The organism is Pseudomonas sp. ef1 (assembly GCF_007293365.2).
GTDB lineage: Bacteria > Pseudomonadota > Gammaproteobacteria > Pseudomonadales > Pseudomonadaceae > Aquipseudomonas > Aquipseudomonas siliginis.
This window is the reverse complement of the sequence record NZ_CM129815.1, coordinates 4,017,173-4,042,044: the sequence shown is the minus strand read 5'-3', so window position 1 is coordinate 4,042,044 and position 24,872 is coordinate 4,017,173. Positions and strand designations below refer to the sequence as shown.

Here is a 24,872-nt window from a genome sequence, read left to right as displayed (position 1 = left end):
CTTTGTTACAGATCAGTCCGCGCTCATCGCTATGGCTGCTGAGTGGCACCCTGAGTTAATGGGGCTGGCGTTGATCAACCCCGCGCCAAGGTCGCGCAGTAGCTGTCCGTTCTGCCGTTAGCTGTGGCCATACAGCTTCAATAACTCGTCGACCAGGTAACGAATTTTGGGCCGCAGATGATTGCTCTTCGACCATAGTGCGTGGACCTCGACAGGCGCCGGTTCAAAGGGCTCGAGTACCGTAACAACAACCTGCTGGGCGATGTCCTTTTCAAATAGACAGAGCGGCATCTGGCAAATACCGAGGCCGGCTCGCGTGGCTTCAATCATCGCTTCGGCATCGTCAAACTGATAGGTCGGTGGTGGCGAGAACTTCAAGGATTGCCCGGCCTGGGCCATTTTCCAGGGCATTAGGCTGCCGCGGCGATAGCCGACGATGCTGCGGTGCTGGCCCATGTCCTCGAGCGTCAACGGCGTACCATATTCTTCCAGATAACCCGGCGCTGCACAGGTTACCCAGCGGTGTGACGTCAGGCGTCTGGCCACCAGGCCGGGGACGTTGTCGACGCTGCCAAAACGAATGGCCAGGTCGATACCTTCTTCCGTCAGGTCCACCAGTTGGTCGCTAAAGGTCAAGGTCAGTTGCAACTGCGGGAAGCGTTTGCTCATCTCCAGTAGCACCGGCAGTACCACCTGTTTACCGAACGCGACCGGCATGTCCACCCGCAAGCGCCCTGTGGGCACGCCTAACTTGTTGCCGAGGTTGCTCTCGGTGGCCTTGATCTCCTCCAGCGCATTGGACCACACGGTGAAGTAGGCCTCGCCATCCGGAGACAGGGACAAGCGGCGGGTCGAGCGATAAAACAGGCTGGTACCCACCCGTGCCTCCAGCCGTGCAATCGCCTTACCTACGGCCGACTTGGACAGCCCCAGGCGCTCGGCTGCCTCTGTGAAGGTCGCAGAGCGGGCGGTGGCGAGAAAAATATGGATGCCGCTGAAGGAATCTTCGGAGGTCATTGCCGTTTTCCTAGGCGCAAGAGTTGGTAGCAAATTACGCTACCTATCTGTGATTTCAAGGTTGTTTATCAGCTTGCTGCTCTACCTTAGCATGGCTGCTGACTCAGCAACCCTCTGCATCTATCGCATGGGGTTGGTCATTTACTTCTGTGAGGACGCCCCATGAAAGACGAAGTCATCAGCATTTTTACCCTAAGCCTGGCTCCGGAAGACTTCCCTGAATTTAAAACGCTGGTTGCCAAGATTGTCGCCGCTACGAGCGAAGAGCCTGGCACCTTGATGTACGAATACAGCGTCAACGAGGCTCGCACTGAGGTGCACATTATCGAGCGTTACCGTGCCGATGCTGTCGTTAACCATATTGAAGAAACCTTCGCGCCGTTCGGCGAAAAGTTTCTCGAGCTGGTGAAAATCACCAGCCTGCTAGTTTATGGCAACCCAGACGCGCCGACGCGCAAGCACCTGGATGCCTTTGGCGCGGTGTACATGAATCCGTTTGATGGGTTTACCCGGACCTGACACCGCCAGTCAGTAGCCGGCGGACAAGACCGCTGACTATTCAGCAACCGATCTAACCTGCCGGGTACTACCTGGCGCTAGAGGGTCAATACGCATGCACATCAATCTTGCCGGCAAGACCGCTTTGGTTACTGCCTCCACAGGCGGCATCGGCTTCGCCATTGCCCATGGCCTGGCGCTCACCGGCGCTATCGTGATCATCAACGGGCGGAGTGACAGCTCGGTCGAAAAAGCCCTGGCACGTTTGAGCGAAGCGGTACCGCAGGCCACCTTCAGCGGAGTCGCGGCTGATCTGGGCAATGCCGACGGCGTTGGCGTTCTTACAGCTGCGCTTCCCACCATCGACATTCTGGTCAACAACGCCGGCATCTATGGTTTGGCCGATTTCTTCGAGGCCGATGACGACTGCTGGGAAGACTATTGGCAAACTAACGTAATGTCCGGTGTTCGCCTGAGCCGCGCGTTGGTTCCAGCCATGGTCCAACGAGGTTGGGGTAGGGTGGTGTTTATCTCCTCGGAGTCAGCCCGAAATATCCCGGCCGATATGGTTCATTACGGCGTAACCAAGACGGCGCAACTGGCGTTGTCGCGTGGCTTGGCCAAACGTGTGGCCGGCAGCGGCGTAACCGTTAACAGCGTGCTGCCAGGCCCGACACTGTCTGATGGCTTGGCTGAGCTGCTCAAAGGAGAGTCTGCCCGCTCCGGCAAATCCTTGGAGGCCGTCGCTGCCGAATTCGTCATGACCCACCGTCCCACCTCGTTGATTCAACGTGCGGCCACGGTCGATGAGGTCGCCAATATGGTCGTCTATATCTGCTCCACCCAGGCGTCAGCCACCAGCGGCGCTGCGCTGCGGGTCGATGGCGGCGTGGTGGACGATATCCTCTGAACCCTTGACTACCTGGCACGTGTGTTCCGCACGGGTGACCTGAAGGTCACCGGCGCGCACGCTGTCAGTGAGTGAGCAGATCTCCAATCGATTCCGCTGCCAGTTGATACGAACGGCAACGCGCCGTCGGGTCGTAGATGCGCGCATCAATCATCAGTTCGTCTACGCCGGTGGTAGCACTAAACAACCACCGACTGAAGTCGGTGGGTTAGTGAATTACGGATTGAAAGTCCGGATACGCGTCGGCTGAACGACGCGTCGCATTAGTCCGGCTCCATCTTGAAATTATCGTTCGGGCTCGGCTCTGGCATCAAGTGACCCTCCACGATCCGGCACTCACGCTGCCTCGCCAACTCATGTAGCACCTCCCCCCAGGTGCTTGCGGATCGCTCCGAAGATCGCCTTCTTACGCCTCTTCGGGATGAATACAACGTGGTACTTACAGTCCCACTTCGTGTGAGCAAGGCTTTGGTAATCTCTCATTGGGTACCCCTATCTCTTGGTCGAGATAGAAGGTTCCTGATGACCGCATCACACGGTCAACCTCAAGGAGTCCCTCGGCTAAGCCGGGGGATTACCTTGTTTATTTAAGACTTGAAAGCCAAGCGGATAGATCGTCCAACTGCCTCGATATCCCATGCCCACTCGACCCTTTCATGTGCTGCGTACGCCGGACCGGGGCATGACACCAAGGCTGAAAAGCTTTCTGGATTTTACCCTTGCCAAGTTTGGCGAGAACCCGGCAAAGGCAACCTGGCCGAAAGCAGCGAGCGGTTAGTTACGTGCTGAACGTTTCAAGGCGAAGGCTCCGTCATCCAGCAGCGCCAAGGCCAGTGCAGTGAATGCCAGAAAGACCGGGTATTCCCAGCCACCATTGGCGTTGGTGAAGCTCCAGCCATTACCGAAGTGCACGCTTGCTGCCACCAGCAGTTGCACGGTGGCTAGGGCCGCTACCCAGCGAGCGAGTACACCAAGGATCAGGAACAGGCCGCCGACCACTTCAAAGGCAATGACCGGATAGGCAAGAAAGCCGGAGAAGCCAACGGACTCAAAGAAACCTGCTGTGCCGGCCGGGGTGAACACCAGCAGCTTGGTCAGGCCATGAGCGAGAAACATCACGCCAAGGATTAGGCGTAGTACCAGGGCGGCATAGGGGAGGGTGCGGCTAGCGGCGGTCATGGGTGTTTTCCAATACGGGGAGTGTGGGTTGCCCGGGGCCACAGCTGTTTCGGCCGTGGCGCCAGGCATTGGGTAAGTGGGAATTAACGATTGAGCCAGACCGGCGCGATCTGCGTGCCGAGCCCTGCGCCATAGCCGAGGTAGATGTTCAACCCGGCCAACGCTTCCAGATAACGCGCGTTTACCAAACCGCCGGCATCCACGGTTTTCCAACCCAGGCTTTGCGCAAGAGCAACGGCGGTTTGTTTGGCTCGTGCGCTATCGCTGGCCAGGAACACGCTGCCTTGCTGCTCGTTGGCAAATGTGGGACCGCTGGCCAGCACTTGGGCGAACAGGGTGTTGAAGCCCTTGACCAGCTCCACACCTGGCAGCGCCTTGGCGATTTCCTCCGCTGCACTGGTGCTGTGGCCGATGGTCAGACCCATGTAGTCGGCTGTCAGCGGGTTGGTGATGTCGATGACCACTTTGCCTTCGAGACTGCCCAGACTTTTCAGCGCGGTTAAGGCGTCCTGGTAAGCAGTGGCGACGATCACCACTTCGTTCTGGCCAAGGGCCTGATCAGCGGCGAATGCTTCGACGTTTTGATGCTGCGCGGCGAGGGCGTGCGCCTTGTCCAGATCACGGCCGGTGATACGAACATGGTGTCCAAACTGGGACAACTGTTGAGCGAAAGCCGAGCCCATGTTGCCGGTACCGATAAGGGTAATGTTCATGTCTTTTGCCTCGTGCTGTGTGTGATGGGATCCAGTTTAAAGATTCGATTTACGAGATAAACATGATTTAATGTGACTTATAGTTCCGATAAGTGAGGCAATAATGGATCGCGCGTTGGAGATGCAGGTGTTTTGCGCCGTGGTCGACAAGGGCAGCTTTGTCGGTGCCGTCGATGCGCTGGAAATGTCCAAGGCCGCCGTTTCCAGGCATGTAAATGCGCTGGAGGAACGCCTGGGCGTACGCCTGCTGCAACGCACCACGCGACGCTTATCACTGACCGAAGAAGGACGGGTTTTCTACCAGCAAGCGCGGGAAGTGCTGGCGTTGATGGGGGAGGCGGAAAGCGCTGTTTCTTCGGGCAACCATGAGCCTGCCGGCGTGCTGCGGGTCAATGCGCCGGTGAGTTTTGGTGTGTTGCACCTGGCGCCGCTGTGGACTGCCTTTTTGGAGCAAAACCCGAAGATTGAGCTGGATATCAGCCTGAACGATCGCCAGGTCGATTTGGTGGAGGAGGGGTATGACGTCGCGGTGCGCATCGCCCGGTTGGAAAGCTCTTCACTGGTGGGGCGCCGGTTTGCCAGCACGCGGATGCGCCTGTGTGCAGCCCCGAGCTACATCAAAAGCCATGCACCAGTAGAAGTGCCGCAAGACCTGGCCGAGCACCGGGTGATTGCCTATAGCAACTTTTCCAGTGGGAACGAATGGAGTTTTACCGGGCCCGATGGCGAGCATAAGGTCAACACGCGTTCGGTCATTCGCTGCAATAACGGTGATACATGCCGATCTATTGCGTTGACTGCTGGCGGCATTTTGCTGCAGCCAAGCTTTATGGTAAGTGAGGATCTTCGGCGGGGTGATCTGGTGGAGTTGCTACCGGAGTATCGCTCGGTAGAACTGGGTATTTATGCCGTCTACCCAACCCGCAAACACCTGGCATCCAAGGTGCGGGCATTTATCAATTTTCTGGTCGAACAGTTTGAGCAGGTCGACTGGGAGTCCGGCTACCCAGCACAAAAGAGCCAAGCCCGGGCTGCAAAGAAGATGTAACACTCCTTGCAGCCCACTGGCCATTAACGCCGAATGACCTTAGGTCTTCTTCGGATCGTCGCCGAACAGCTTGCCTGCACCGGCCCAATCCGATGGCGCCACGTCTTCAAAAATGACGTAGATGTAATTGGCATCGGTACCGGTGTTTTTCACGATGCTCTGGGTGATTTCTGCAGCGACAGCTTCCTTCGCGGCGTGGTCTTTTCCTTCGAACCAGCTGACTCGTACAACGGGCATGGAGTGATCCTCTATTCAGGTTGGGTTTAGCGCGATTAGGGCTAACCATGCGGTCAGTCCGGGCTCAGCCAATCAATGCAGCAGAGCAGTCGAGAGAGAATAGGAGAGATACAGAAGGCGATAAACACGCTGTAAATCGCCTATATGTAGAAATTATTTCTCCAATCAGCCCGCCATTTACCGGCGCACCGGCGATCAACAGTTGCTAAGTACCGCTAGGGGCTGTTGCCATTTCACATGGGTAGCCATAGGAAGGCACAGGCCATGGCCACCACGCTCTCGTAATTTCTCTTGAGCTTGTCGAATCGAGATGCCACCGCCCGGTAATGCTTCAGCCGGGCAAAGGCGTTTTCCACCAGGTGCCGATTGCGGTAAAGACCTCTGTCCAGATCCGCGTTGCCTTTCACGGAGTTACGCTTTCTCGGGATCACGGCCTTGGCCCCTTGTAGCTCAACCTGCTCCCGGATTCTCTCGCTGTCATAGCCCTTATCCGCGACGATGGTTTCTGCCGCCGGGAGCTTGGAAATCAACGCGGGTGCCTGAGTGCAGTCATTGATTTGGCCACCTGTGATTTCAAACTCGATGGGCAAGCCGTGGGCGTCCACCGCCAGGTGAATCTTGCTGGTATTGCCAGCTCGACTTTTCCCTATAGCCTCATCGTTGCCGCTGGCAGCGCCTGCACTGTGCTGTGCGACCTACTGTGGCGTAGTTGGAATTCCAGTTTCGTGCAGCTACCCCGCAGTTCATCTGGGGGTAGGTTGACGGGAAGCTCGCAGGCTGAGGCTTTCGGGACCACACCAGTGGAACACGCACTCATGTCGAACAACTACCTTGAAGCCAGGATGTGGCGCTATTGAGTCTCGGCGCGACTGGAGCCCAACTGGTGTCAGAGCAGGTGCCGTGTCACCGCTGCGCTTCGCGGATCATGTTACGGGCGATAACCACCTGCTGAATCTGTGTGGTGCCTTCGTAGATACGGAACAGCCGCACGTCACGGTAGAAGCGCTCAATGGCGTACTCGCTGACGTAGCCGGCGCCACCGTGGATCTGCACGCAGCGGTCGGCGACACGACCGCACATCTCGGTGGAGAACATCTTCGCGCAGGAGGCTTCGGTACTGACGTTCTTGCCCTCGTCGCGCTTGCGCGCGGCATCCAGCACCATGCAGCGGGCCGCGTAGATTTCGGCTTTGCTATCAGCCAGCATCGCCTGGATCAGTTGGAACTCCGCGATGGGCTGGCCGAACTGTTTGCGGTCCAGCGCATAGTGCAGGGCATCGTCCAGCATGCGTTCGGCTGCGCCGACACTCAGTGCAGCGATATGCAGGCGGCCCTTATCCAGCACCTTCATCGCGGTCTTGAAACCAACGCCTTCGACGCCGCCTATCAACTGGCTGGCGGGCACTCGCGCATTTTCAAAGATCACGTCGCAGGTATGGGCGCCTTTGTGGCCCATCTTGTGGTCCGTCTTGCCCAGCGACACGCCGGGTGTGCCGCGCTCAACGATAAAGGCGCTGATACCGGAGGCGCCTTTGATTTCCGGGTTGGTACGGGCCATCACCGTGTAAATGCCCGCGTGTGGCGCGTTGGTGATGTAACGTTTGGTACCGTTGAGGATGTAGCTGTCAGCGTCACGCACAGCATTGGTTTTCAACGAGCCCGCATCGGAGCCGGCATCTGGCTCGGTCAGGCAGAACGAGCTGAGCAGCTCGCCGCTTGCCAGTTGCGGCAGGTACTGGTTGCGCTGCTCCTCTGTACCGTCAAGCAAAATGCCGATTGAGCCAATGCCGTTGTTGGTGCCGATGTAGGAACGGAAAGCCGGTGAGGTGCGACCCAACTCGAAGGCGATGTTTACCTCTTCCTCCATAGTCACGCCCAGGCCGCCATAGGCTTCCGGAATCGTTAACCCGAACAGGCCCATCTCGCGCATCTGATCGACGATGTCCTTAGGGATCGCATCCGTTTCAGCCACCTCGTTTTCCCGAGGAATCAGTACCTCACCGACGAACTGGCGAAGAGAATCCAGCAGAATCTGCAGGGTTTCGGTATCACGGATCATGTGCGCTCCTCTGGGCCCGGAAGTGGGCCGATGTAGTACGGTGCACCGTCACCCTGAAGGGTTACCGAGCGGCGGCGCCGATGTTGTTAACCATGTTGATCAGGCGAGGCCCGATATCGTCAGTGAGCTTGTCCCGTGGAAGCTGGAAGCTCGGTCCACCGCAGTTGAAGGTCAGTAACCCGAACTGCGGGTGTAACAGCGGCACGGCGACTGAGTTGACGTCGCGGTGCCACTCGCCGATCGATAGGCAAAAGCCGTAATCGGTGTAATCGCGAAACGCGCGATCCAGGCCCTTGCGGATCACCGGCCACTGTGCTGCTTCGCGTTGGCGCATGTGGTCGAGGAGAAACTCTCGCTCGCTCTCTGGCATCGCCGCCAGGCATGCGCGTCCCGCCGAGCTTTGCGCCAGTGGCAAGTAGCTGCCGATCTGCCGCCGCATCGTGGTATTGCCTTGGCCCTGAACGACGTCCAGGTAAACCATCTGCAGGCGATCCCGGGCCGCCATTGCCACTGCGGCTTGAGCGTGATTGGCCAGCTCTTCCATCAGCGGGTGCGCCACCGAGCGAATCGACAGATTCGACAGCATGGCGTAGCCGAACCCCAGCACACCGACATCCAGCTGGTACTTGCCCGAGTGCACCTCACGCTTGAGGCAGCCAAGGCGCATCAGGGTGTTGGTCAAGCGCGTCACGGTCGGCTTGGGTAGCCCGGTCATCCGCGCCAGTTCCTGATTGCCCAGCACGTTGTCGCGCGGGGTAAAGCACCGCATCAGCTCCAGCCCACGTGCCAGCGCAGTCACGAACTGGCCGCTGGTTTCGTCCTCACTCGACGCACTGGCCGGGTCGAGCATGCCCATCTTCAGTAAAGCGATTTCATCCGCTCCAGTGCTGCTCTCAGCCTTCTGCTGATCCGCTTTGTTGCGTGCCATGGTAGAACCTCATTTTTGGAAATTGCAAGCAAATAAAAGTACGTTTCGTCAGGCGAAATTATATTTGAGCCGAGATGAAATGCAAAACGCTCATTTTTAGATAGATAATATATTGATTAATAAAGAAATAATAAAATAGTTCAGATTTCTGATTTACATGAATTCGCGACCCTACCTATGATATCTCGTAAATACGAAATGCAATTTCGTATAGCGAAACGTGTTTAGAGGTGGGTATGAGTCACGAACCTGAATCTGTAGTGAACCTGGAAATTCGAGAAGACGGCGTTGCCGTCGTACGCATCGACCGGCCAGAAGCCAAGAACGCGCTCAATAGCGCGGTGCGTGAACAACTCGCCGAGCACTTTCGGGCACTGGCTCGCAATGGGCAGGTGCGGGCGATTGTACTTACCGGCGGTGACACCTGTTTTGTGGCCGGAGCCGATATCCGCGAGTTTGCCCAAGCGCGCCCGATTGAAATGTACCTGCGCCATACCGAGCTGCTGTGGGAAGCCATCTCCCGCTGCCCCAAGCCGGTCATCGCTGCAGTGAATGGTTTCGCCCTTGGCGGCGGCTGTGAGCTGGCCATGCACTGCGACATCATCGTCGCCGGCGAGTCGGCGCGCTTTGGCCAGCCAGAAGTCAAACTCGGCCTGATGCCGGGCGCCGGCGGTACTCAGCGTCTGATCCGCGCGGTCGGCAAGTTCCAGGCAATGCGCATTGCCCTTACCGGGTGCTTGGTCTCGGCCCAGCAAGCCTTGGCCATGGGCATGCTGAGTGAAGTGGTGGGCGACGAGCAGACCATTGTCCGTGCACTAGAGCTGGCCACTGAAATCGCCGCCTTGCCGCCGCTAGCCGTCGCGCAGATCAAAGAAGTGATGCTGGCCGGTGCTGACCTGCCGCTGGAGAGCGCGCTGGTGTTGGAGCGCAAGGCCTTCCAATTGCTATTCGATTCGAGCGACCAGAAAGAGGGCGCTCAAGCCTTCCTGGAAAAACGCAAAGCGATCTTCTCAGGAGAATGAGCGATGACACGTGAAATTAACCGGATGGCGGTTGTTGGCGCCGGAGTCATGGGTACAGGTATTGCTCAGATCGCCGCTCAGGCGGGCATTCGCGTCACGCTGTTTGATAGTCGCGAAGGCGCTGCGCAGGGCGCCCGCGAAAGCTTGAAAGGCACGTTGGACAAGCTGGTCGACAAAGGCAAGATTGCCAACGCCGATGCGCTGGCCACGCTCTCCCGCGTGCAAGTGGCGAGCGCCCTTACGGAACTGAGCGACGTCGACCTGGTAGTGGAAGCCATTATCGAGCGCCTCGACGCCAAGCAGGGCTTGCTCGCCGAGTTGGAAGCCGTGGTTGCCGATGACTGCATTCTGGCTACCAACACCTCATCGCTCTCCGTCACCAGCATTGCTCGCAATTGCCGACTTCCCCAACGCATCGCTGGCTTTCATTTTTTTAACCCTGTGCCGCTGATGAAAGTGGTGGAAGTCATCGATGGTCTGGCGACTGACCCGCAGGTAGGCGACAGCCTCCGAGCCCTGGCTGCCCGCATGGGGCATAGGGGTATTCGGGCGAAGGACACACCAGGGTTCATCATCAATCACGCCGGCCGTGCATATAGCACTGAGGCTTTGCAAATTCTCAAGGAAGGCGTAGCCGAACCCGCCGAGGTAGACCGTATCCTGCGCGAGGGTCTGGGTTTTCGCATGGGGCCCTTGGAGCTGTTTGATCTGACGGCTCTTGATGTTTCCCATCCAGTCATTGAGTCGATCTACAACCAGTTCTACCAGGAACCGCGGTATCGGCCTGCAGCGCTAACACGCCAGATGCTGGATGCCGGCTACGTCGGGCGCAAGGTCGGGCGTGGGTTTTACCGATACGCCGACGGCCAGATGATCGATCCACCCGCCGCACAGGCAGTACCTGCGCTGGAAGCATTTCCGCCGGTTTGGCTTGGCACTGAAAACCCCGAGGATCGTGCACGTTTCACCGAGCTTCTTCAGCAGGTGGGCGCGCGGGTCGAAGAGGGCACGGTCCCAAGCAGCGAGGCCCTGTGTTTGCTGGCACCTTACGGTCTGGATGCCACCGGCGCCGTCGGCCTGTTTGGCACCGATCCTGAGCGCACGGTGTGCATCGACCCGCTGCTGGATATCGCCCGCTACCGCACGCTGATGCTAAATCCCGCTACCCATGCCGACATGCGCGATGCCGCCCATGCGCTGTTGGGCCGCGATGGCGTGGGCGTCAGTGTGATCAATGACAGTGTCGGCTTTGTGGCCCAAAGGGTACTGGCCATGATCGTCAACCTGGCGGGCGATATCGTTCAGCAGCGTATCGCCAGTGTCGATGACCTGGATGAAGGCGTGCGCCGTGGTCTTGGTTATCCGCAAGGTCCGCTGGCCTGGGGCGATAGTGTCGGGCCCAAGCGTTTGCTCACCACTCTTGAACGCATGACCGAACTGACGGGCGATCCCCGTTATCGGCCGGGTCCCTGGCTGCGGCGACGGGCCGCCTTGGGCCTTTCATTGCGTCACAACGAACCACTCCCGACTGAACCTCAACGCTAGGATTTTCCCATGCTCGACGCCTACATCTTCGCGGGACTGCGCACGCCATTTGGCCGCCACGGCGGCGCACTCGCTTCGGTACGCCCAGACGACCTCGCCGCCCATGTGATCCACGAATTGCTCGCTCGCCACGCCATCCCTGGCGAAGCCATCGAGGACGTGATTCTGGGCAATACCAACCAGGCAGGGGAGGACAGCCGCAACATCGCGCGTCACGCCGCACTGCTTGCAGGCTTGCCCGTGACCGTACCTGGGCAGACAGTTAACCGCCTGTGCGCCAGTGGTCTGGCGGCGGTGATCGATGCCGCCCGCGCAGTGACCTGTAACGAAGGCGAACTGTTTGTCGCCGGCGGGGTGGAGAGTATGTCCCGTGCACCCTTTGTCATGGCTAAAGCAGAAGCGGCCTATAGCCGCGAACTGACGGTGTTCGACAGTACCATTGGCGCCCGTTTTCCCAACCCGAAGATCGTCGCCGAGTTTGGCAACGACAGCATGCCGCAAACGGGCGATAACGTGGCTCAGGAGTACGGCATCTCCCGTGCTGAGGCCGACGTCTTTGCTGCCGGCTCTCAGGCCCGTTATGAAGCCGCACGTAGCGCAGGTTTCTTTCAGGAAGAACTGCTCGCGGTCAGCGTGCCCACCGGGCGCAAGACGCCACCCAATGTGGTGGAGCAGGACGAGCACCCGCGCCCGCAATCGGACCTGATCGCTTTGGCTCGCCTGAATCCTCTCTCCGAAGGTGGTGTGGTTACCGCCGGCAACGCATCAGGCGTCAACGATGGCGCGGCGGCATTGCTGATTGGCTCGGCCGCGGCGGGCGAACGGCACGGCTTGGTTCCGATGGCGCGCATTCTGTCGGCCGCCGCCGTGGGTGTGGCCCCGCGCATTATGGGCGTCGGCCCGGTGGAGGCTATTCATAAGGCATTGGCTCGCGCGCAGCTCAGCCTGGCGGATATGGACATTATCGAGATCAACGAAGCGTTCGCCAGCCAGGTGCTGGGCTGCCTGAAAGGTCTGGGTGTTGCGTTCAACGACCCGCGGGTAAACCCACACGGTGGCGCCATCGCCGTCGGCCACCCATTAGGTGCATCCGGTGCGCGCCTGGCCCTGAGCACCGCTCGCGCGCTGCAACAGAGCGGCAAACGCTACGCTGTGGTGAGCCTATGCATCGGCGTGGGCCAAGGCCTCGCCATGGTGATGGAGCGTGTGTAAGTGCGCGCAAGCAAAGGTGAAATGAAATGGGTGCTTTGACTGGGTATCGCGTGCTCGACTTGAGCCGCATTCTGGCTGGTCCCTGGTGCGGCCAAACTCTGGCCGATCTGGGTGCCGAAGTGATCAAAATCGAACGGCCGGGCGCGGGTGATGACACCCGTGGCTGGGGGCCGCCATGGATGAAGGGGCAGAACGCCGAGTCCACCGGCGAGGCTTCTTATTACCAGTCCACCAATCGCGGCAAGTTGTCGGTGGCGCTAAACATCGCCAGCCCCGAGGGGCAGGAAATGGTGCGGGCCCTGGCTACCAGTTGCGACGTACTGATCGAGAACTACAAGGCCGGTTCCTTGGCCAAGTACGGGCTGGATTACGCTAGCCTCGCTGCGCTCAATCCACGCCTGGTGTATTGCTCGGTGACGGGTTTCGGCCAGACCGGGCCGCGCGCCGCAGAACCGGGTTACGACTTCATCATTCAGGGTATGGGTGGAATGATGAGCATCACCGGCGAGCGCGACGATCTGCCCGGTGGCGGCCCGCAAAAGGTAGGCGTTGCCTTCGCGGACCTGATGACCGGCCTGTACTCGACGGTGGCTATCCAAGCTGCGCTGCTCAGCCGAGAAAAGACCGGGCTTGGTCAACATATCGATATGGCGTTGCTGGATGTTCAGGTCGCCACACTGTGCAACCAGAGCCAGAACTATCTGGCTTCCGGCAAGCCGCCCGGGCGTTATGGCAACGCCCACGCCAACATTGTGCCGTACCAGGTGTTTCGCGCCAGTGATCGCGACTTCATCATTGCCTGCGGCAACGACTCACAGTTCGTCGCACTGTGCGACGCCATCGGCCTGCCAGAGCTGCCGAAAGATCCGCGTTTCGCGCGCAACGCCGACCGAGTCAGCAACCGCGAGGAGATCGTTGCCATCCTGTCGCGTCACTTTCTCGGAGGGCTCGCCGATGAGTGGGTAGGGCGCATTCACCCGCAGGGCGTACCGGTAGGGGCCATCAACAGCATTGCCCAGGCGCTGGACGAACCACAGATACTGGCGCGCAACATGCTGGTCAACATTCCCCATCCCTTGAAAGCCGACTTCGTCACGGTCGGCAGTCCGATCAAGTTGTCTCGCACACCGGTCGAGTACCTGCGCCCCGCGCCGATGCTGGGTGAGCATACCGATGAGGTGCTCAAGCGCCAGTTGGGTCTCGATGATGAGCGCCTGGCCGAGTTGAAGGCACAAGGCATCATCGAACAGCTTGGTGAACGCTGAACCTGCCATGCCCCGGCCAGCCAGCTTGCCGGGGCAATTTTTCCCATGGAGCCTTTATGAAAGTCCTCGTAGCGATCAAGCGTGTGGTCGATTACAACGTCAAGGTTCGCGTCAAGGCGGACAACAGCGGCGTCGATCTCGCCAACGTTAAGATGTCGATGAACCCCTTCTGCGAAATCGCCGTGGAAGAAGCCGTACGCCTGAAAGAGAAGGGCGTTGCCAGTGAAATCGTCGTGGTGTCGATCGGCCCGACGGCGGCGCAAGAGCAGCTGCGTACTGCTTTGGCCCTCGGTGCCGACCGCGCCATCCTGGTCGAGGCTGTCAAGGAAGAGGGTGCTGACGAGCTGAACTCCCTGGCCGTGGCCAAGCTGCTCAAGGCCGTGGTCGACAAGGAGCAGCCGCAGCTGGTGATCCTCGGCAAGCAGGCCATCGACAGCGACAACAACCAGACCGGCCAGATGCTCGGCGCGCTGACCGGCTTCGGCCAAGGCACCTTCGCCTCCAAGGTCGAAGTGGCGGGCGACAAGGTCAACGTGACCCGCGAGATCGACGGCGGCCTGCAGACCGTGGCGTTGAACCTGCCGGCGATCGTCACCACCGACCTGCGTCTGAACGAGCCGCGCTACGCCTCCTTGCCGAACATCATGAAGGCCAAGAAGAAGCCGCTGGAGGTGCTCACCCCGGACGCCCTGGGCGTTGCCACCGCGTCCACCGTGAAGACCCTGAAAGTCGAAGCGCCGGCTGCCCGCCAGGCCGGCATCAAGGTCAAGTCGGTGGCGGAACTGGTCGAGAAACTGAAGAACGAGGCGAAGGTAATCTAAATGACTATCCTGGTTATCGCTGAACACACCAATGCCGCCCTGGCGCCGGCCACTCTCAACACCGTGGCCGCTGCGCAGAAGATCGGTGGCGACATCCACCTCCTGGTTGCCGGTGCCGCCTGTGGCGCCGCCGCCGAAGCGGCTGCCAAGCTCGCCGGCGTGGCCAAGGTGCTGGTGGCCGACAACGCCGCCTTCGCCCATCAGCTGCCGGAAAACGTTGCGCCGCTGGTAGCTGCTCTTGTTCAAGAAGCAGGGGGCAAGGGTTACAGCCACATCCTCGCCGCCGCCACCAGCAACGGCAAGAACATCCTGCCGCGCGTCGCCGCCCAGCTGGACGTCGACCAGATCTCCGAAATCATCGCCGTGGAAAGCGCCGACACTTTCAAGCGGCCGATCTACGCCGGTAACGCCATCGCCACCGTGCAGTCTTCGGCGGCGGTGAAGGTGATCACCGTGCGTGCCACCGGTTTCGATCCGGTGGCCGGCGAAGGCGGCAGTGCTGTCGTGGAAGCCGTGGCCGTTGGCGGCGACGCCGGCATCTCGGCCTTCGTCTTTGAGGCGCTGGCCAAGTCCGATCGTCCGGAACTGACCGCGGCCAAGATCGTCGTCTCCGGCGGTCGCGGCATGCAGAACGGCGACAACTTCAAGCACCTGTATGCCCTGGCCGACAAGCTCGGCGCCGCCGTCGGTGCTTCGCGCGCTGCGGTCGACGCCGGTTTCGTGCCCAACGACATGCAGGTTGGCCAGACCGGCAAGATCGTCGCGCCGCAGCTGTACATCGCCGTCGGCATCAGCGGTGCCATCCAGCACCTGGCCGGGATGAAAGACTCCAAGGTCATCGTGGCAATCAACAAGGACGAAGAGGCGCCGATTTTTCAGGTGGCGGATTACGGTCTAGTGGGTGACTTGTTCGAGGTCGTGCCGCAGTTGCAGCAAGTGATCTGAAGCCCTAAAGGAATGTGTTGCAATACCTATAGAATTGTGCTATGCGTGCATACTCAAGTGGCGTGCGGGTTTCAGGGCTAATGCATTTGAAACATAGAGTTGACGTGCGGGAAAGACAATTTTTTGACTTACACGTTATGCGGTAAGTCTGATGCTTGAGCGTTTGAGCTTAGGCATTCTGGTTGTTTTCGTTATTCTTTGTACCCGGTTTTGTACCCGGTTTTGACTTCTTGTAGCATGTAGTGCTGGTTGCTGGCTTAGGGTGGTTGTGCCGAGATTGAATCGGCCTCGAGCCCGTCATTGAGTGCTTTGCTTGTAGTCCTACTGGCTTGAAACGTTTAAGCGCTATGTTGTCTGTCTGGCTATCACGCTGAGTGTAGGTGTTGTTAGGTGACTCGCTCGCTAATAACGCTCTCTCGGAAAGAGATGTAAGCCATAGCGTCATTGAGGTCTTTTATTCTGACTTGGACAGCCTGAGAGATTTTCTCATCGCTTTCCGCTGGAGGAGTTTCGTCTGGGTGGGCCATCTTCCAGAGAGCAAGAAGCTTCAGGTATGACAAAAGAGAGTGCGCTCAGCAGCAAGTGGTCGCCCGCCTGAAGTACTTATGATCATGACTCCACTCATTACAAAAACAAGAGAAGAGCCATGGCCGGAAACATCAAAAAACAGGTCGATAGTATCGACTACAGCACCGTCGCGGTTCCGGAAGAACACCGCATGAGCAAAGGCTCACTGACGATGGCTTGGTGGGCCATCTGCAGTGCTATGTTTTGGCTGGTGGTGTCCGCCACCCTGGCAATGAGCTTTGGTACGATGAATGCCATAATCGGCTTACTCTTGTCGGTCGTAACTTATGCGGCCATCAACGGGGTCATTGCCCGCTACGCCATTAAGACCGGATTATCGGTCGCACTCTTCTCCCGGGTGCTATTCGGACGCGCCGGCGCAGCACTGGCCACCCTGATTTTCTTCGCCACGGCGATCTACTACAGCGTGTTTGAAGGCTCGGTGATCGCCATTGCTATCCAACACTACGTGTCCGACATCACGCTCAATCAAGCCTGCCTAATAGTGGTGCTATACAGCGTGCCACTGGTGTTCGGTAGCGTGCAGACCTGGCTGGATAAGTTCAATGGCGTGCTGCTGCCGCTCTACCTGATTGGTCTGATTGCCGTAGTAGCGATGGCCGTCGGTGAATACGGCTACAGTTCTGCCTGGTTGGAAATGGGGCCTGAGAGCGGGCCAGTAAGTAATGGCTGGTGGGACTGTTTCACCTATTTCATGGGAGTGTGGATTCTCATGATGTACACCTGGGACTACGCACGCTTCGGTCGTAAGCAGGACGCCAGCTACCACGCTAAATTTAACTTCGGCCTACCATTCTATATCTTCACCTTTCTTATTAACGGTCTGGTCGGCATCTTTCTCGCCGCCACCATTCCCACAGAGGGCGGCCTGTCTGAGGTCTCGGTGGTGCTGGCCATTGTCGAGCTGATGGGTATCTGGGGGTTGTTGTTCGTTTGGGTCAGCCAGACCCGTATCAATACCGCAAATTTCTTCATGGCCGCTAGCAACATGCATGCGTTCTTCGGCCGTTTTGGCTTGGCGGCTGTGCCTTATATGGCATGGGCCGTAGTAGTTGGCATCGTGGTCTACACAATGATGTTGCTCAATGTGTTCAGCTACATTCTGCAAGCCCTGGCATACCAGAGCATCTTTGTAGTGGCTTGGGTAGCGATCGCTTTGGCGCATATTTTCTCGCCGAAATATACCCAGCTGTTCGAGGGCAATATTGAATTCGCTCTCGAACGAGTCAACGCCTTCAACCCGTGCGGCTTGATCGCCTGGTTCTTTGCCGCTGGCCTGGGGATAGTGCTGCTGAATTTCGGCGGAGCAACGCTGGCGACCTTCTCAGCGCCGGTGACCTTTGTCTGCGCGTTCGCCAGCTACTGGCTGCTACTCAACAGCGCCAAACGCAGCTGGTTTGTCCGCACCAGCTGCAGCTGAAACCAATATCGGCGCCCACCGGGCCGATGTATTCGGCTCCGGCAACTTGCTGCAGCTACCAAACCCGATCCAAAACTAAGCCGCAACACCGCAGCGGCTTAGTGCTGCGTAGCTGAAAAAAAGACTAACAATGCTAAGAGCCAATTCATGAAAATGATCAACCTGCACCCACAAGCAACTCTCATATTACTTCCATTGTTGGCATCGCTCGCGCTACCCGCAGGTGCGGTGGCTATCAATGACAACTTGGACATTGGCGGCGCCGTGCGTGCGCGTATCGACTACGACCCCGACCGGGATATCGAGAAGCTGAGTTTCGATACTGCCTTTCTCACCGCTACCTACAACTCCGATAGTTGGATCGGCGCGGCTAAATACCGTTTCTATGGCGACGCTTACCCTTTCGACTATACCGACAAGATCGGTGACATCGCCTTCGCCGAATATGCATGGATCGGCTACAAGTTCGATGAGTCGCGTCAGATTCAGGTGGGACTAAACAAGATTCCGTTCGGCCTGCTGCCCTATGCCGGCAGCACTTTCTTCTTGACCTTGGGCAGCGTGATCGGCCTGGAAGACATTGCGAACCTTGGTGTTAAATACATCCAGCAGCAGGATGACTGGAACTTCCAACTCGCTTACTACCTAAGCCCGGCTGATCAGGGTCAAGGTACAAGCCGCGGCGGGCGGACCTATGCAACCAGTGTTGCTACGGCAGATGACTACGTCGTCGACGGCAGCGATAACCACGAGCGCGACATCTTAGTCGGGCGTCTGGCCCGCAACCTAAAGCTTGGGAGCTGGCAGTCGGAGATCGGCGCCTCGGCATTGACCTCGACGCTGCAGAACCAGGACAGTCGTGATAGCGGCCGCCGAAATGCCCTAGCAGTCCACTACTCGGGCAAGAATGGCCCCTGGGGCGTGCAACTGCAAGCCACTCGCCAGGACATGAGCCCGGAGAATCCCGGCAGAGACAAGCTGGTTAGCTTCGGCAGCTTCGACGGCACCTTTAACGTTGCCGCCAAGGGTAACCTCTATGTAGCCGACCTCAGCTATGACATTCCTGGCTCACTCGGGTGGCTCTCTGGTGTCAAGGTTTACGGTAACTACAGCCTGTTCGACAAGGATGAGTCCAGCTTCGAGGATTCCCAGCGCTTCATCCTTGGCACATCTTTCTCGCTGAAAGACCTATGGATCGCCGTCGAGTGGTTGCACGGCAAGCACGATCCCTACATCGGTGGCGGTAGCTACACCCAGAGCCTGGGCGCCGGCGGTAGCGAACGCTGGGAAAACCAGTTGTATACCAATATCGGTTACTACTTCTGAGGCAATAAGCGCCCCTAGCAACCACTCACGCTCCTATTTTCGCCAGCCATGTGCTGGCGTTTTTTTATGGTGCGCCAGGCATGGCGCGTAGCGCCGTGACTGGCGCTGTCGGGTTCACTGTGGTGGTGAGCCTGGCGACTTGGAGGTGAAAGTCCTCTACACACCCGGCAAGGGGAAGTGTTAGCTGAAGGCAAGGGTGTCGCGGGCGACTGCGAATCTGAAGGAAGCCCGAGACAAAATGCTGGCCTGACGAACAGGAAGCGGATGAGGCGGCGCAGCGGGGTGAGGTGGCCATAATCGCCAAAGCCCGATACTTGCACGGAACGCTGCGACGTAGATCCGACAGGCATAAGCAGGAAGGTCGCGCGAATTACCCTGGGAGATCTGTACGCTTGCCATTGTGCTACCGATTGTCGAGAGGCGACGGGATGGGCGTGCAGAAGTCAGCCGAGGCCGTAGTAAGTGGCGGTCAACCACGCCATCAAGGGCCGAACAGGTCATGCCGCCAGTAGGCGTCAGCGTCTCGTCGATAACCGAAATGCAGAAATTTCTCCAAGAGAAGACTGTCACCCCGAGTCCCGGCCAGAGGCCGAGGATGACGCCTGACAGCGCAGAGGTATCGGCGGCGTCGGTGACGTGGATGAACGCGGAGCCGGACACGCTGATGGAGCGGGTGCTTGCGCCGCTCAATCTCAAGCGTGCGTATCAGCGCGTGGTCAGCAACAAGGGGGCGCCGGGTGCCGATGGCATGACGGTCGCCGACTTGGCAGGCTACGTGAAACAGTATTGGCCCATCCTGAAGGTCAGGCTGCTGGCAGGTGAATACCATCCCCAGGCAGTGCGGGCGGTCGAAATTCCCAAACCGCAGGGCGGTATGCGGCAACTGGGCATTCCCAGTGTCGTGGATCGCCTGATCCAGCAAGCCCTGCTGCAACAGCTCACGCCGATCTTCGATCCGCTGTTCTCGGACTATAGCTACGGCTTCCGTCCGGGCAGAAGCGCTCACCAGGCTGTCGAGATGGCCCGCACCCATGTGGCGGCGGGTCATAGGTGTTGCGTGGAACTCGATCTGGAGAAGTTCTTTGATCGGGTCAACCACGACATCCTGATGTTCTGTGTTGAGCGCCATGTCGAAGACAAACAGGTGCTCAGACTCATCCGCCGTTACCTCGAAGCGGGCGTCATGTCGGGCGGGGTTGTCAGCCATCGGCAGGAGGGGGCGCCGCAAGGCGGCCCGCTTTCGCCGCTGCTGTCGAACATCCTGCTCGATGAACTCGACCGTGAGTTGGAGCGGCGAGGCCATCGCTTCGTGCGCTATGCCGATGACGCGAACATTTATGTCCGTAGTCCGCGTGCTGGCGAACGAGTGCTGGCCAGTGTCGAGCGGTTCCTGAATCACCGTCTGAAACTGAGACTGAATCGGGACAAGAGTCGCGTGGCTGGGTCGTGGAAATGCGACTACCTGGGGTATGGGATGAGTTGGCACTCGCAGCCTAGACTGCGAGTGGCAACCATGAGCCTGCGCCGTGTGCGCGACCGTCTCAGGGAACTGCTGCGAGGGGTGCGGGGCCACAAGATGGCGAATGTCATCGAGCGGGTAAACCCGGTGCTGCGAGGCTGGGCAGGCTACTTCAAGCTCAGCCAGAGCAAGCGTCCACTGGAAGAGCTGGATGGCTGGGTCAGGCACAAACTTCGCTGTGTCATCTGGCGGCAATGGAAGCAGCCCTCTACGAGGGCGCGCAACCTGATGCGCCTGGGATTGAGCGAGGAGCGTGCCTGCAAGTCGGCCTTCAATGGCCGAGGCCCGTGGTGGAACTCAGGAGCGCCGCATATGAATCAGGCGCTGCCGAAGAAGCTATGGGACAGACTTTGACTGGTCTCGATACTGGATACGATCAATCGGCTTAACCGCATGGCCTGAACCGCCGTGTACGGAACCGTACGCACGGTGGTGTGGGAGGACGGCGGCCGTGAGGCCGCCTCCTACCCGATCGCAGCGTTCCGGCCTCCCGGCATTAGATCTTGAGTAGATGCACCAGTAGAAACAGTTCACTTCAGGCCAAAAAACGGTGCGCTTGAAGACAAGCCAGCCGCTAGGCCCGCGCGTACCTTAGCGATGTGGGCAAGACATCCGTCACGCCTCCCCAGACAAAAACAAGATTTGTGGTGACCCATGAACACAGTAGACCCGATCACCCTGGCAGTCGTGCGCGGTGCGCTCGAAACAGCCCAGCGAGAAATGACCCTGACGCTGGAAAAGACCAGTCGCTCGAGCGTGTTCAACCTCGCCCACGACTATTCCAACGCACTCTTCGATCACCTCCCGGAAATGATCCTGCAAGGCCAGGACATTCCTATTCATCTCGGTTCGCTTATCCCAGCGATGAAATGCGTTGCTGGCTTCTTCGGTGATGAGATTGCCGAGGGCGATGTTATTTATCATAACGATCCAGCCTACATGGGCAGTCATATCCTCGACTGCTGCATGTACAAACCGGTGTTCTATAAGGGCGAGCTGGTGTTCTGGACGGTCTGCAAGGGCCACCTGACCGATATTGGCGGCCCGGTACCGGCCGGCTACAACCCGGACGCAAAAGAAATCTACGCAGAGGGCCTGCGCATCCCGCCTGTCAAGTTGTGGGCCCAGGGCCAGCGCCGGGAAGACGTAATCAACCTGCTGCTGACCAACATGCGCGCCCGCGCCTATCAAGAAGGCGATCTGAATGCCCAGTACGGTGCTTGCAGCGTGGGCGAGCGTCACCTGATCGAGTTGCTCGATCGCTATGGCGTCGACCAGGTCCGAGCGTGCATTACCGAGCTGAAAGATATGGCAGACCGTCATATGCGCGCATTGTTGCGTGATGTGCCAGACGGTTTCTACAGCGGCACTGCCATTCTCGAAGACTCCGGTCATGGTCTGGGAGAATTGTCGATCACTGCCCAGGTGGAAATTCGCGGCGACGAGGCGCACGTTCTGATAGAGAGCCCGCCGCAGGTGCCTTACTTCATCAACTCCTACGCGGGCAATTCGATCTCCGGGGTTTACCTCGGACTGATGATGTTCGCCCAGGTGCCACCGCCCTACAATGAAGGCCTCTATCGCTGCGTGAGTGTAGACCTTGGCCCGTCCGGTACTCTGTGCAACGCCCAGGAGCCGGCACCGCACGTCAACTGCACCACTACTCCGATGGAAACCCTCGCCGATGCCGTGCGTCTGGCCCTTGAACAGGCGGCTCCGGAGCGTGTGACCGCCTCCTGGGGGCATGCCAGCGGGATCAATATCGCTGGGCACGACCCACGCAACAACAACGATGAATATGTGACCATGGTGCTGGCCTCGGTCATCTCCGGCGCTGGCGCTAACAAGGCTATGGATGGTTGGCCTGCTTGCGGCCCGCTGTGCTGCTTCGGCGCGCTGATGTCCGGCGATATCGAACTGCTTGAGTACTCCTATCCGGTACTGATACACCGCTACAGCCTGATGACCGACAGTGGTGGCGCCGGTGAATTCCGCGGTGGCTCTGGTACTCGCCTGGAGCTCGAGCCGCTGAAGCACGCCATGACCGTGGTCGGTTTCGGTGAGGGCCGGCAGCTGCCTACCGCCGGTGCGGCAGGGGCGAAGAATGTTCTGCTCGAGCCCAAGCTCGGCCGCTTGATCCATAGACATGTCGACGGTGAGGAAGACCATTACATCCAGAACACTCTGCTGACCGCACAACCAGGTGAGCGCGTAATCAACGTCAACCCGGGCGGTGGTGGCTATGGCGACCCACTACGTCGTCCGCTGGCCACGGTTCTAGCCGATGTGCGCAACGGCTTGGTCTCGATTGACGGCGCGCGCCTTGAATACGGCGTAGTGATTGACGGCAACGGCCAACTCGATGAAGCCGCAACCCACGCACACCGAGCCGCGCACTGAGCACAGCCCCTTTGAGCAATGCAGAGAATTCGAAAATGAGCAAACAACAATATCGCCTGGGCATCGATGCCGGCGGCACCTTCACTGATTTCATCCTCGCCGACCATCAGGGCAACGTGCAGTTGTTCAAGGCGCCGTCCACCCCACATGACGGCACCCTGGCCATACGCAACGGTCTGGCGCAAATCGCCGATGCCCTCGGCCGTACACCAGCCGAGATCATTGCCGACTGCGATCTGTGCATCAACGGGACGACTGTGGCGCTCAACGCACTGATCGAAAAGACCGGGGTCAAGGTGGGCCTGCTGTGTACCGATGGCCATGAAGACAGCCTGGAAATTCGCCTTGGCCACAAAGAAGATGGCCATCGCTATGACGCCACTTATCCACCGGCGCATATGTTAGTGCCGCGCCACCTGCGCCGTCCAATCGGCGGGCGTATTATCAGTGACGGCAGCGAGTTCAGCCCGCTAGACGAGGCGGCGATTCATGCCGCCATCGACTACTTCCGCGAACAACAGGTGCAGGCGGTGGCGATCTCCTTCGTCTGGTCGGTGCGCAACCCTAGTCACGAGCAGCGCGCTATGGCTATGGTGCGTGCGGCTTTACCTGACGTATTTGTCTGCAGCGGCCACGAGGTGTTCCCGCAGATTCGCGAATACACACGCACCTCGACAACCGTGGTCAACGCCTACCTTAGCCCAGTGATGGGTCGTTATATCGAACGCATCGACGCGCTGTTCGAGGAGCTGGGCGCGCAGCAGCCTACCCGCTATTTCCAGTCCAACGGAGGTCTGGCTCCTGGCGTGGTAATGCGTGAGCGGGCGGTCAACGCGATCAACTCCGGTCCGGCATCTGCCCCGCAAGCCGGCTTGTGCGTGGCCCAGCCATTCGGTATCGACAACGTAATCACCGTCGATATGGGTGGTACCTCGTTCGACATCACTCTTAGCAAAGGCGGTCGCACCAACTTCAGCAAAGACAGCGACTTCCTCCGTTACCGTATCGGCGTGCCAATGATTCAGGTGGAAACCCTTGGCGCCGGCGGTGGCTCGATCGCCCACCTTGACGACTTCGGCATGCTCCAGGTCGGTCCACGCAGTGCCGGGGCTAACCCCGGGCCTGTGTGTTATGGAAAGGGTGGGGTCGAGCCGACTGTAACCGATGCTAACCTGGCGCTCGGTTATCTGGCTGATGGTGCACTGCTCGGTGGCAGCATCCGTCTAAATCGACAAGCCGCGATCGATGCGATCCGCAGTAAAATTGCCGAACCGCTGGGTATCAGTGTCGAGCGCGCGGCCGTCGGTATCATTACCCTGGTTAACCTGAGCATGGTTAGTGGTATCCGCCGCGTGTCCATTGAGCGTGGTTATGATCCCCGTGACTTCGCCCTGATCGGTGCCGGTGGTGCAGCGGGCATGCACGTGATGCGACTAGCTGAGGAAATCGGCAGCAAGGTTGTGCTGATTCCCAAGGTGGCTTCGGGGCTGTGCGCCTTCGGCCAGATTCTCTCTGACATCCGCTATGATCAGCTGACTACTTTGCCGATGCGTTTGGATGACGAGTTCGTCGATTTGGAGCAACTAAACCAGGCCCTGCAGCAGTTACGCGAGCGTGGTATGACGAACCTGCGAGACGATGGTTTCGGTGGTGACAATCGTATTGAATGCCAGTACAGCCTGGAGATTCGTTACCTCGGACAGATCCACGAGTGCAGCGTCGAACTGAGCTGCGACCGGCTCGACCGTAGCAGCCTGGCGGCCCTGCGCGAATCCTTCCACCAGCGGCACAAGGCGCTGTTTTCCTACAGTGAGCCTAACAGCCCGGTCGAACTAGTTAATCTAGAGTGCTCGGTGATCGCGCGGTTACAGCGTCCACCAATGCCTGAACTTGCAACCCCGCTCAAGGCAACGGCCGCGATTCCGGCTGGTCATCGTCCGATGCTGTTCAATGCGCAAGACGATTGGCAGGACACGCCTGTGTACAACGGCGACCGCATAGAAGTAGGGCAGATTATTCAAGGTCCCTGTGTGATTGAGGAAGCGACCACAAACATCCTTGTTCCACCGGGCTGGCGGGTCAGTCTGGATCCCTCGGCCACATATGAACTGACTCCCGGTCATTGACCGTCAGGGATTTTTAACAAAGGATTGTGTAACAACGGCACCGACGGCATTCACCGTTGGTGCCGCCCTCATAATAACTACAAATTGAGGACCTT

20 protein-coding genes and 2 pseudogenes are annotated in these 24,872 nt (G+C 58.8%); 14 read left to right on the top strand and 8 right to left on the bottom strand.

All coding sequences use genetic code 11. The annotated features are described in order from the left end of the window. Positions 1-117 precede the first annotated feature (117 nt). Complete coding sequence (locus tag FEE99_RS18390; RefSeq protein WP_023048079.1) at positions 118-1,017, bottom strand: LysR substrate-binding domain-containing protein; 900 nt, start codon at positions 1,015-1,017, stop codon at positions 118-120. A gap of 162 nt (positions 1,018-1,179) precedes the next feature. Here FEE99_RS18390 and FEE99_RS18385 point away from each other — a divergent pair, with 162 nt between their 5' ends. Together FEE99_RS18385 and FEE99_RS18380 are read left to right on the top strand one after the other, a co-directional pair. Next, a complete protein-coding gene (locus FEE99_RS18385; protein ID WP_023048080.1) occupies positions 1,180-1,536 on the top strand; it encodes a putative quinol monooxygenase in 357 nt (118 codons plus the stop codon). A gap of 94 nt (positions 1,537-1,630) precedes the next feature. Beyond that, positions 1,631-2,425 carry an SDR family NAD(P)-dependent oxidoreductase gene (locus FEE99_RS18380; RefSeq protein ID WP_023628975.1) on the top strand — a complete coding sequence of 265 codons (795 nt, stop codon included), beginning with the start codon at positions 1,631-1,633 and terminating at the stop codon, positions 2,423-2,425. 308 nt (positions 2,426-2,733) lie between these two features. On the opposite strand, the pseudogene FEE99_RS18375 reads toward FEE99_RS18380, so the two are convergent. The 3 genes and pseudogenes from FEE99_RS18375 to FEE99_RS18365 all read right to left on the bottom strand — a co-directional run. Then, positions 2,734-2,908: pseudogene (locus tag FEE99_RS18375) on the bottom strand (transposase); the annotation flags it as partial. 291 nt (positions 2,909-3,199) lie between these two features. Then, positions 3,200-3,604, bottom strand: coding sequence for a DoxX family protein (locus FEE99_RS18370; protein WP_023048084.1), 405 nt, complete (start codon positions 3,602-3,604; stop codon positions 3,200-3,202). Between the two features lie 83 nt (positions 3,605-3,687). Further along, complete coding sequence (locus FEE99_RS18365) at positions 3,688-4,317, bottom strand: NADPH-dependent F420 reductase (protein ID WP_023048085.1); 630 nt, start codon at positions 4,315-4,317, stop codon at positions 3,688-3,690. A gap of 103 nt (positions 4,318-4,420) precedes the next feature. Between FEE99_RS18365 and FEE99_RS18360 the strand changes: the two genes are divergently transcribed. After that, positions 4,421-5,365: a LysR family transcriptional regulator gene (locus FEE99_RS18360; RefSeq protein ID WP_023048086.1), complete on the top strand. Its 945-nt coding sequence runs from the start codon at positions 4,421-4,423 to the stop codon at positions 5,363-5,365. Between the two features lie 39 nt (positions 5,366-5,404). Here the strand turns inward: FEE99_RS18360 and FEE99_RS18355 are convergent, their stop codons facing one another. The 4 genes and pseudogenes from FEE99_RS18355 to FEE99_RS18340 form a co-directional block, all read right to left on the bottom strand. After that, positions 5,405-5,602: a tautomerase family protein gene (locus FEE99_RS18355; protein ID WP_023048087.1), complete on the bottom strand. Its 198-nt coding sequence runs from the start codon at positions 5,600-5,602 to the stop codon at positions 5,405-5,407. Between the two features lie 233 nt (positions 5,603-5,835). Beyond that, positions 5,836-6,291: pseudogene (locus FEE99_RS18350) on the bottom strand (IS5 family transposase); the annotation flags it as partial. 214 nt (positions 6,292-6,505) lie between these two features. Beyond that, positions 6,506-7,660 (bottom strand): acyl-CoA dehydrogenase family protein, encoded by a 1,155-nt coding sequence (locus FEE99_RS18345; RefSeq protein ID WP_023048089.1) that lies wholly within the window; start codon positions 7,658-7,660, stop codon positions 6,506-6,508. Positions 7,661-7,721: 61 nt separating this feature from the next. Next, positions 7,722-8,588 (bottom strand): IclR family transcriptional regulator, encoded by an 867-nt coding sequence (locus tag FEE99_RS18340; RefSeq protein ID WP_023048090.1) that lies wholly within the window; start codon positions 8,586-8,588, stop codon positions 7,722-7,724. Positions 8,589-8,824: 236 nt separating this feature from the next. Here FEE99_RS18340 and FEE99_RS18335 point away from each other — a divergent pair, with 236 nt between their 5' ends. The 11 genes from FEE99_RS18335 (at position 8,825) to capA (ending at position 24,777) form a co-directional block, all read left to right on the top strand. Next, a complete protein-coding gene (locus FEE99_RS18335; RefSeq protein WP_023628973.1) occupies positions 8,825-9,610 on the top strand; it encodes an enoyl-CoA hydratase in 786 nt (261 codons plus the stop codon). Between the two features lie 3 nt (positions 9,611-9,613). Further along, positions 9,614-11,155, top strand: coding sequence for a 3-hydroxyacyl-CoA dehydrogenase (locus FEE99_RS18330; RefSeq protein WP_023048092.1), 1,542 nt, complete (start codon positions 9,614-9,616; stop codon positions 11,153-11,155). 9 nt (positions 11,156-11,164) lie between these two features. Next, the gene (locus tag FEE99_RS18325; protein WP_023048093.1) at positions 11,165-12,367 is read left to right on the top strand and encodes a 3-oxoadipyl-CoA thiolase; all 1,203 of its coding nucleotides are present in this window, start codon (positions 11,165-11,167) and stop codon (positions 12,365-12,367) included. Between the two features lie 26 nt (positions 12,368-12,393). After that, positions 12,394-13,632 carry a CaiB/BaiF CoA transferase family protein gene (locus FEE99_RS18320; RefSeq protein ID WP_023048094.1) on the top strand — a complete coding sequence of 413 codons (1,239 nt, stop codon included), beginning with the start codon at positions 12,394-12,396 and terminating at the stop codon, positions 13,630-13,632. A 56-nt stretch (positions 13,633-13,688) separates the two neighbouring features. Further along, positions 13,689-14,453, top strand: a complete 765-nt coding sequence (locus FEE99_RS18315) for an electron transfer flavoprotein subunit beta/FixA family protein (protein ID WP_023048095.1) — start codon at positions 13,689-13,691, stop codon at positions 14,451-14,453. Next, complete coding sequence (locus FEE99_RS18310; protein WP_023662939.1) at positions 14,454-15,398, top strand: electron transfer flavoprotein subunit alpha/FixB family protein; 945 nt, start codon at positions 14,454-14,456, stop codon at positions 15,396-15,398. Positions 15,399-16,044: 646 nt separating this feature from the next. Beyond that, positions 16,045-17,406 carry a purine-cytosine permease family protein gene (locus tag FEE99_RS18305; RefSeq protein ID WP_041025104.1) on the top strand — a complete coding sequence of 454 codons (1,362 nt, stop codon included), beginning with the start codon at positions 16,045-16,047 and terminating at the stop codon, positions 17,404-17,406. Between the two features lie 153 nt (positions 17,407-17,559). Then, a complete protein-coding gene (locus tag FEE99_RS18300) occupies positions 17,560-18,732 on the top strand; it encodes a porin (protein ID WP_031637015.1) in 1,173 nt (390 codons plus the stop codon). A 499-nt stretch (positions 18,733-19,231) separates the two neighbouring features. After that, positions 19,232-20,605, top strand: a complete 1,374-nt coding sequence (ltrA, locus tag FEE99_RS18295) for a group II intron reverse transcriptase/maturase (RefSeq protein WP_049950174.1) — start codon at positions 19,232-19,234, stop codon at positions 20,603-20,605. 366 nt (positions 20,606-20,971) lie between these two features. Next, positions 20,972-22,651, top strand: a complete 1,680-nt coding sequence (gene capB, locus FEE99_RS18290) for a caprolactamase subunit beta (RefSeq protein ID WP_230874308.1) — start codon at positions 20,972-20,974, stop codon at positions 22,649-22,651. Between the two features lie 35 nt (positions 22,652-22,686). Next, a complete protein-coding gene (gene capA, locus FEE99_RS18285) occupies positions 22,687-24,777 on the top strand; it encodes a caprolactamase subunit alpha (protein WP_064361164.1) in 2,091 nt (696 codons plus the stop codon). The last annotated feature ends 95 nt before the right edge of the window (positions 24,778-24,872 follow it).

Bases quoted from the DNA above. Each gene is read 5' to 3' on its own strand.
- FEE99_RS18390 (WP_023048079.1), bottom strand. From the start codon at position 1,017: ATGACCTCCGAAGATTCCTTCAGCGGCATCCATATTTTTCTCGCCACC.
- FEE99_RS18385 (WP_023048080.1), top strand. From the start codon at position 1,180: ATGAAAGACGAAGTCATCAGCATTTTTACCCTAAGCCTGGCTCCGGAA.
- FEE99_RS18380 (WP_023628975.1), top strand. From the start codon at position 1,631: ATGCACATCAATCTTGCCGGCAAGACCGCTTTGGTTACTGCCTCCACA.
- FEE99_RS18370 (WP_023048084.1), bottom strand. From the start codon at position 3,604: ATGACCGCCGCTAGCCGCACCCTCCCCTATGCCGCCCTGGTACTACGC.
- FEE99_RS18365 (WP_023048085.1), bottom strand. From the start codon at position 4,317: ATGAACATTACCCTTATCGGTACCGGCAACATGGGCTCGGCTTTCGCT.
- FEE99_RS18360 (WP_023048086.1), top strand. From the start codon at position 4,421: ATGGATCGCGCGTTGGAGATGCAGGTGTTTTGCGCCGTGGTCGACAAG.
- FEE99_RS18355 (WP_023048087.1), bottom strand. From the start codon at position 5,602: ATGCCCGTTGTACGAGTCAGCTGGTTCGAAGGAAAAGACCACGCCGCG.
- FEE99_RS18345 (WP_023048089.1), bottom strand. From the start codon at position 7,660: ATGATCCGTGATACCGAAACCCTGCAGATTCTGCTGGATTCTCTTCGC.
- FEE99_RS18340 (WP_023048090.1), bottom strand. From the start codon at position 8,588: ATGGCACGCAACAAAGCGGATCAGCAGAAGGCTGAGAGCAGCACTGGA.
- FEE99_RS18335 (WP_023628973.1), top strand. From the start codon at position 8,825: ATGAGTCACGAACCTGAATCTGTAGTGAACCTGGAAATTCGAGAAGAC.
- FEE99_RS18330 (WP_023048092.1), top strand. From the start codon at position 9,614: ATGACACGTGAAATTAACCGGATGGCGGTTGTTGGCGCCGGAGTCATG.
- FEE99_RS18325 (WP_023048093.1), top strand. From the start codon at position 11,165: ATGCTCGACGCCTACATCTTCGCGGGACTGCGCACGCCATTTGGCCGC.
- FEE99_RS18320 (WP_023048094.1), top strand. From the start codon at position 12,394: ATGGGTGCTTTGACTGGGTATCGCGTGCTCGACTTGAGCCGCATTCTG.
- FEE99_RS18315 (WP_023048095.1), top strand. From the start codon at position 13,689: ATGAAAGTCCTCGTAGCGATCAAGCGTGTGGTCGATTACAACGTCAAG.
- FEE99_RS18310 (WP_023662939.1), top strand. From the start codon at position 14,454: ATGACTATCCTGGTTATCGCTGAACACACCAATGCCGCCCTGGCGCCG.
- FEE99_RS18305 (WP_041025104.1), top strand. From the start codon at position 16,045: ATGGCCGGAAACATCAAAAAACAGGTCGATAGTATCGACTACAGCACC.
- FEE99_RS18300 (WP_031637015.1), top strand. From the start codon at position 17,560: ATGATCAACCTGCACCCACAAGCAACTCTCATATTACTTCCATTGTTG.
- ltrA (WP_049950174.1), top strand. From the start codon at position 19,232: ATGCCGCCAGTAGGCGTCAGCGTCTCGTCGATAACCGAAATGCAGAAA.
- capB (WP_230874308.1), top strand. From the start codon at position 20,972: ATGACCCTGACGCTGGAAAAGACCAGTCGCTCGAGCGTGTTCAACCTC.
- capA (WP_064361164.1), top strand. From the start codon at position 22,687: ATGAGCAAACAACAATATCGCCTGGGCATCGATGCCGGCGGCACCTTC.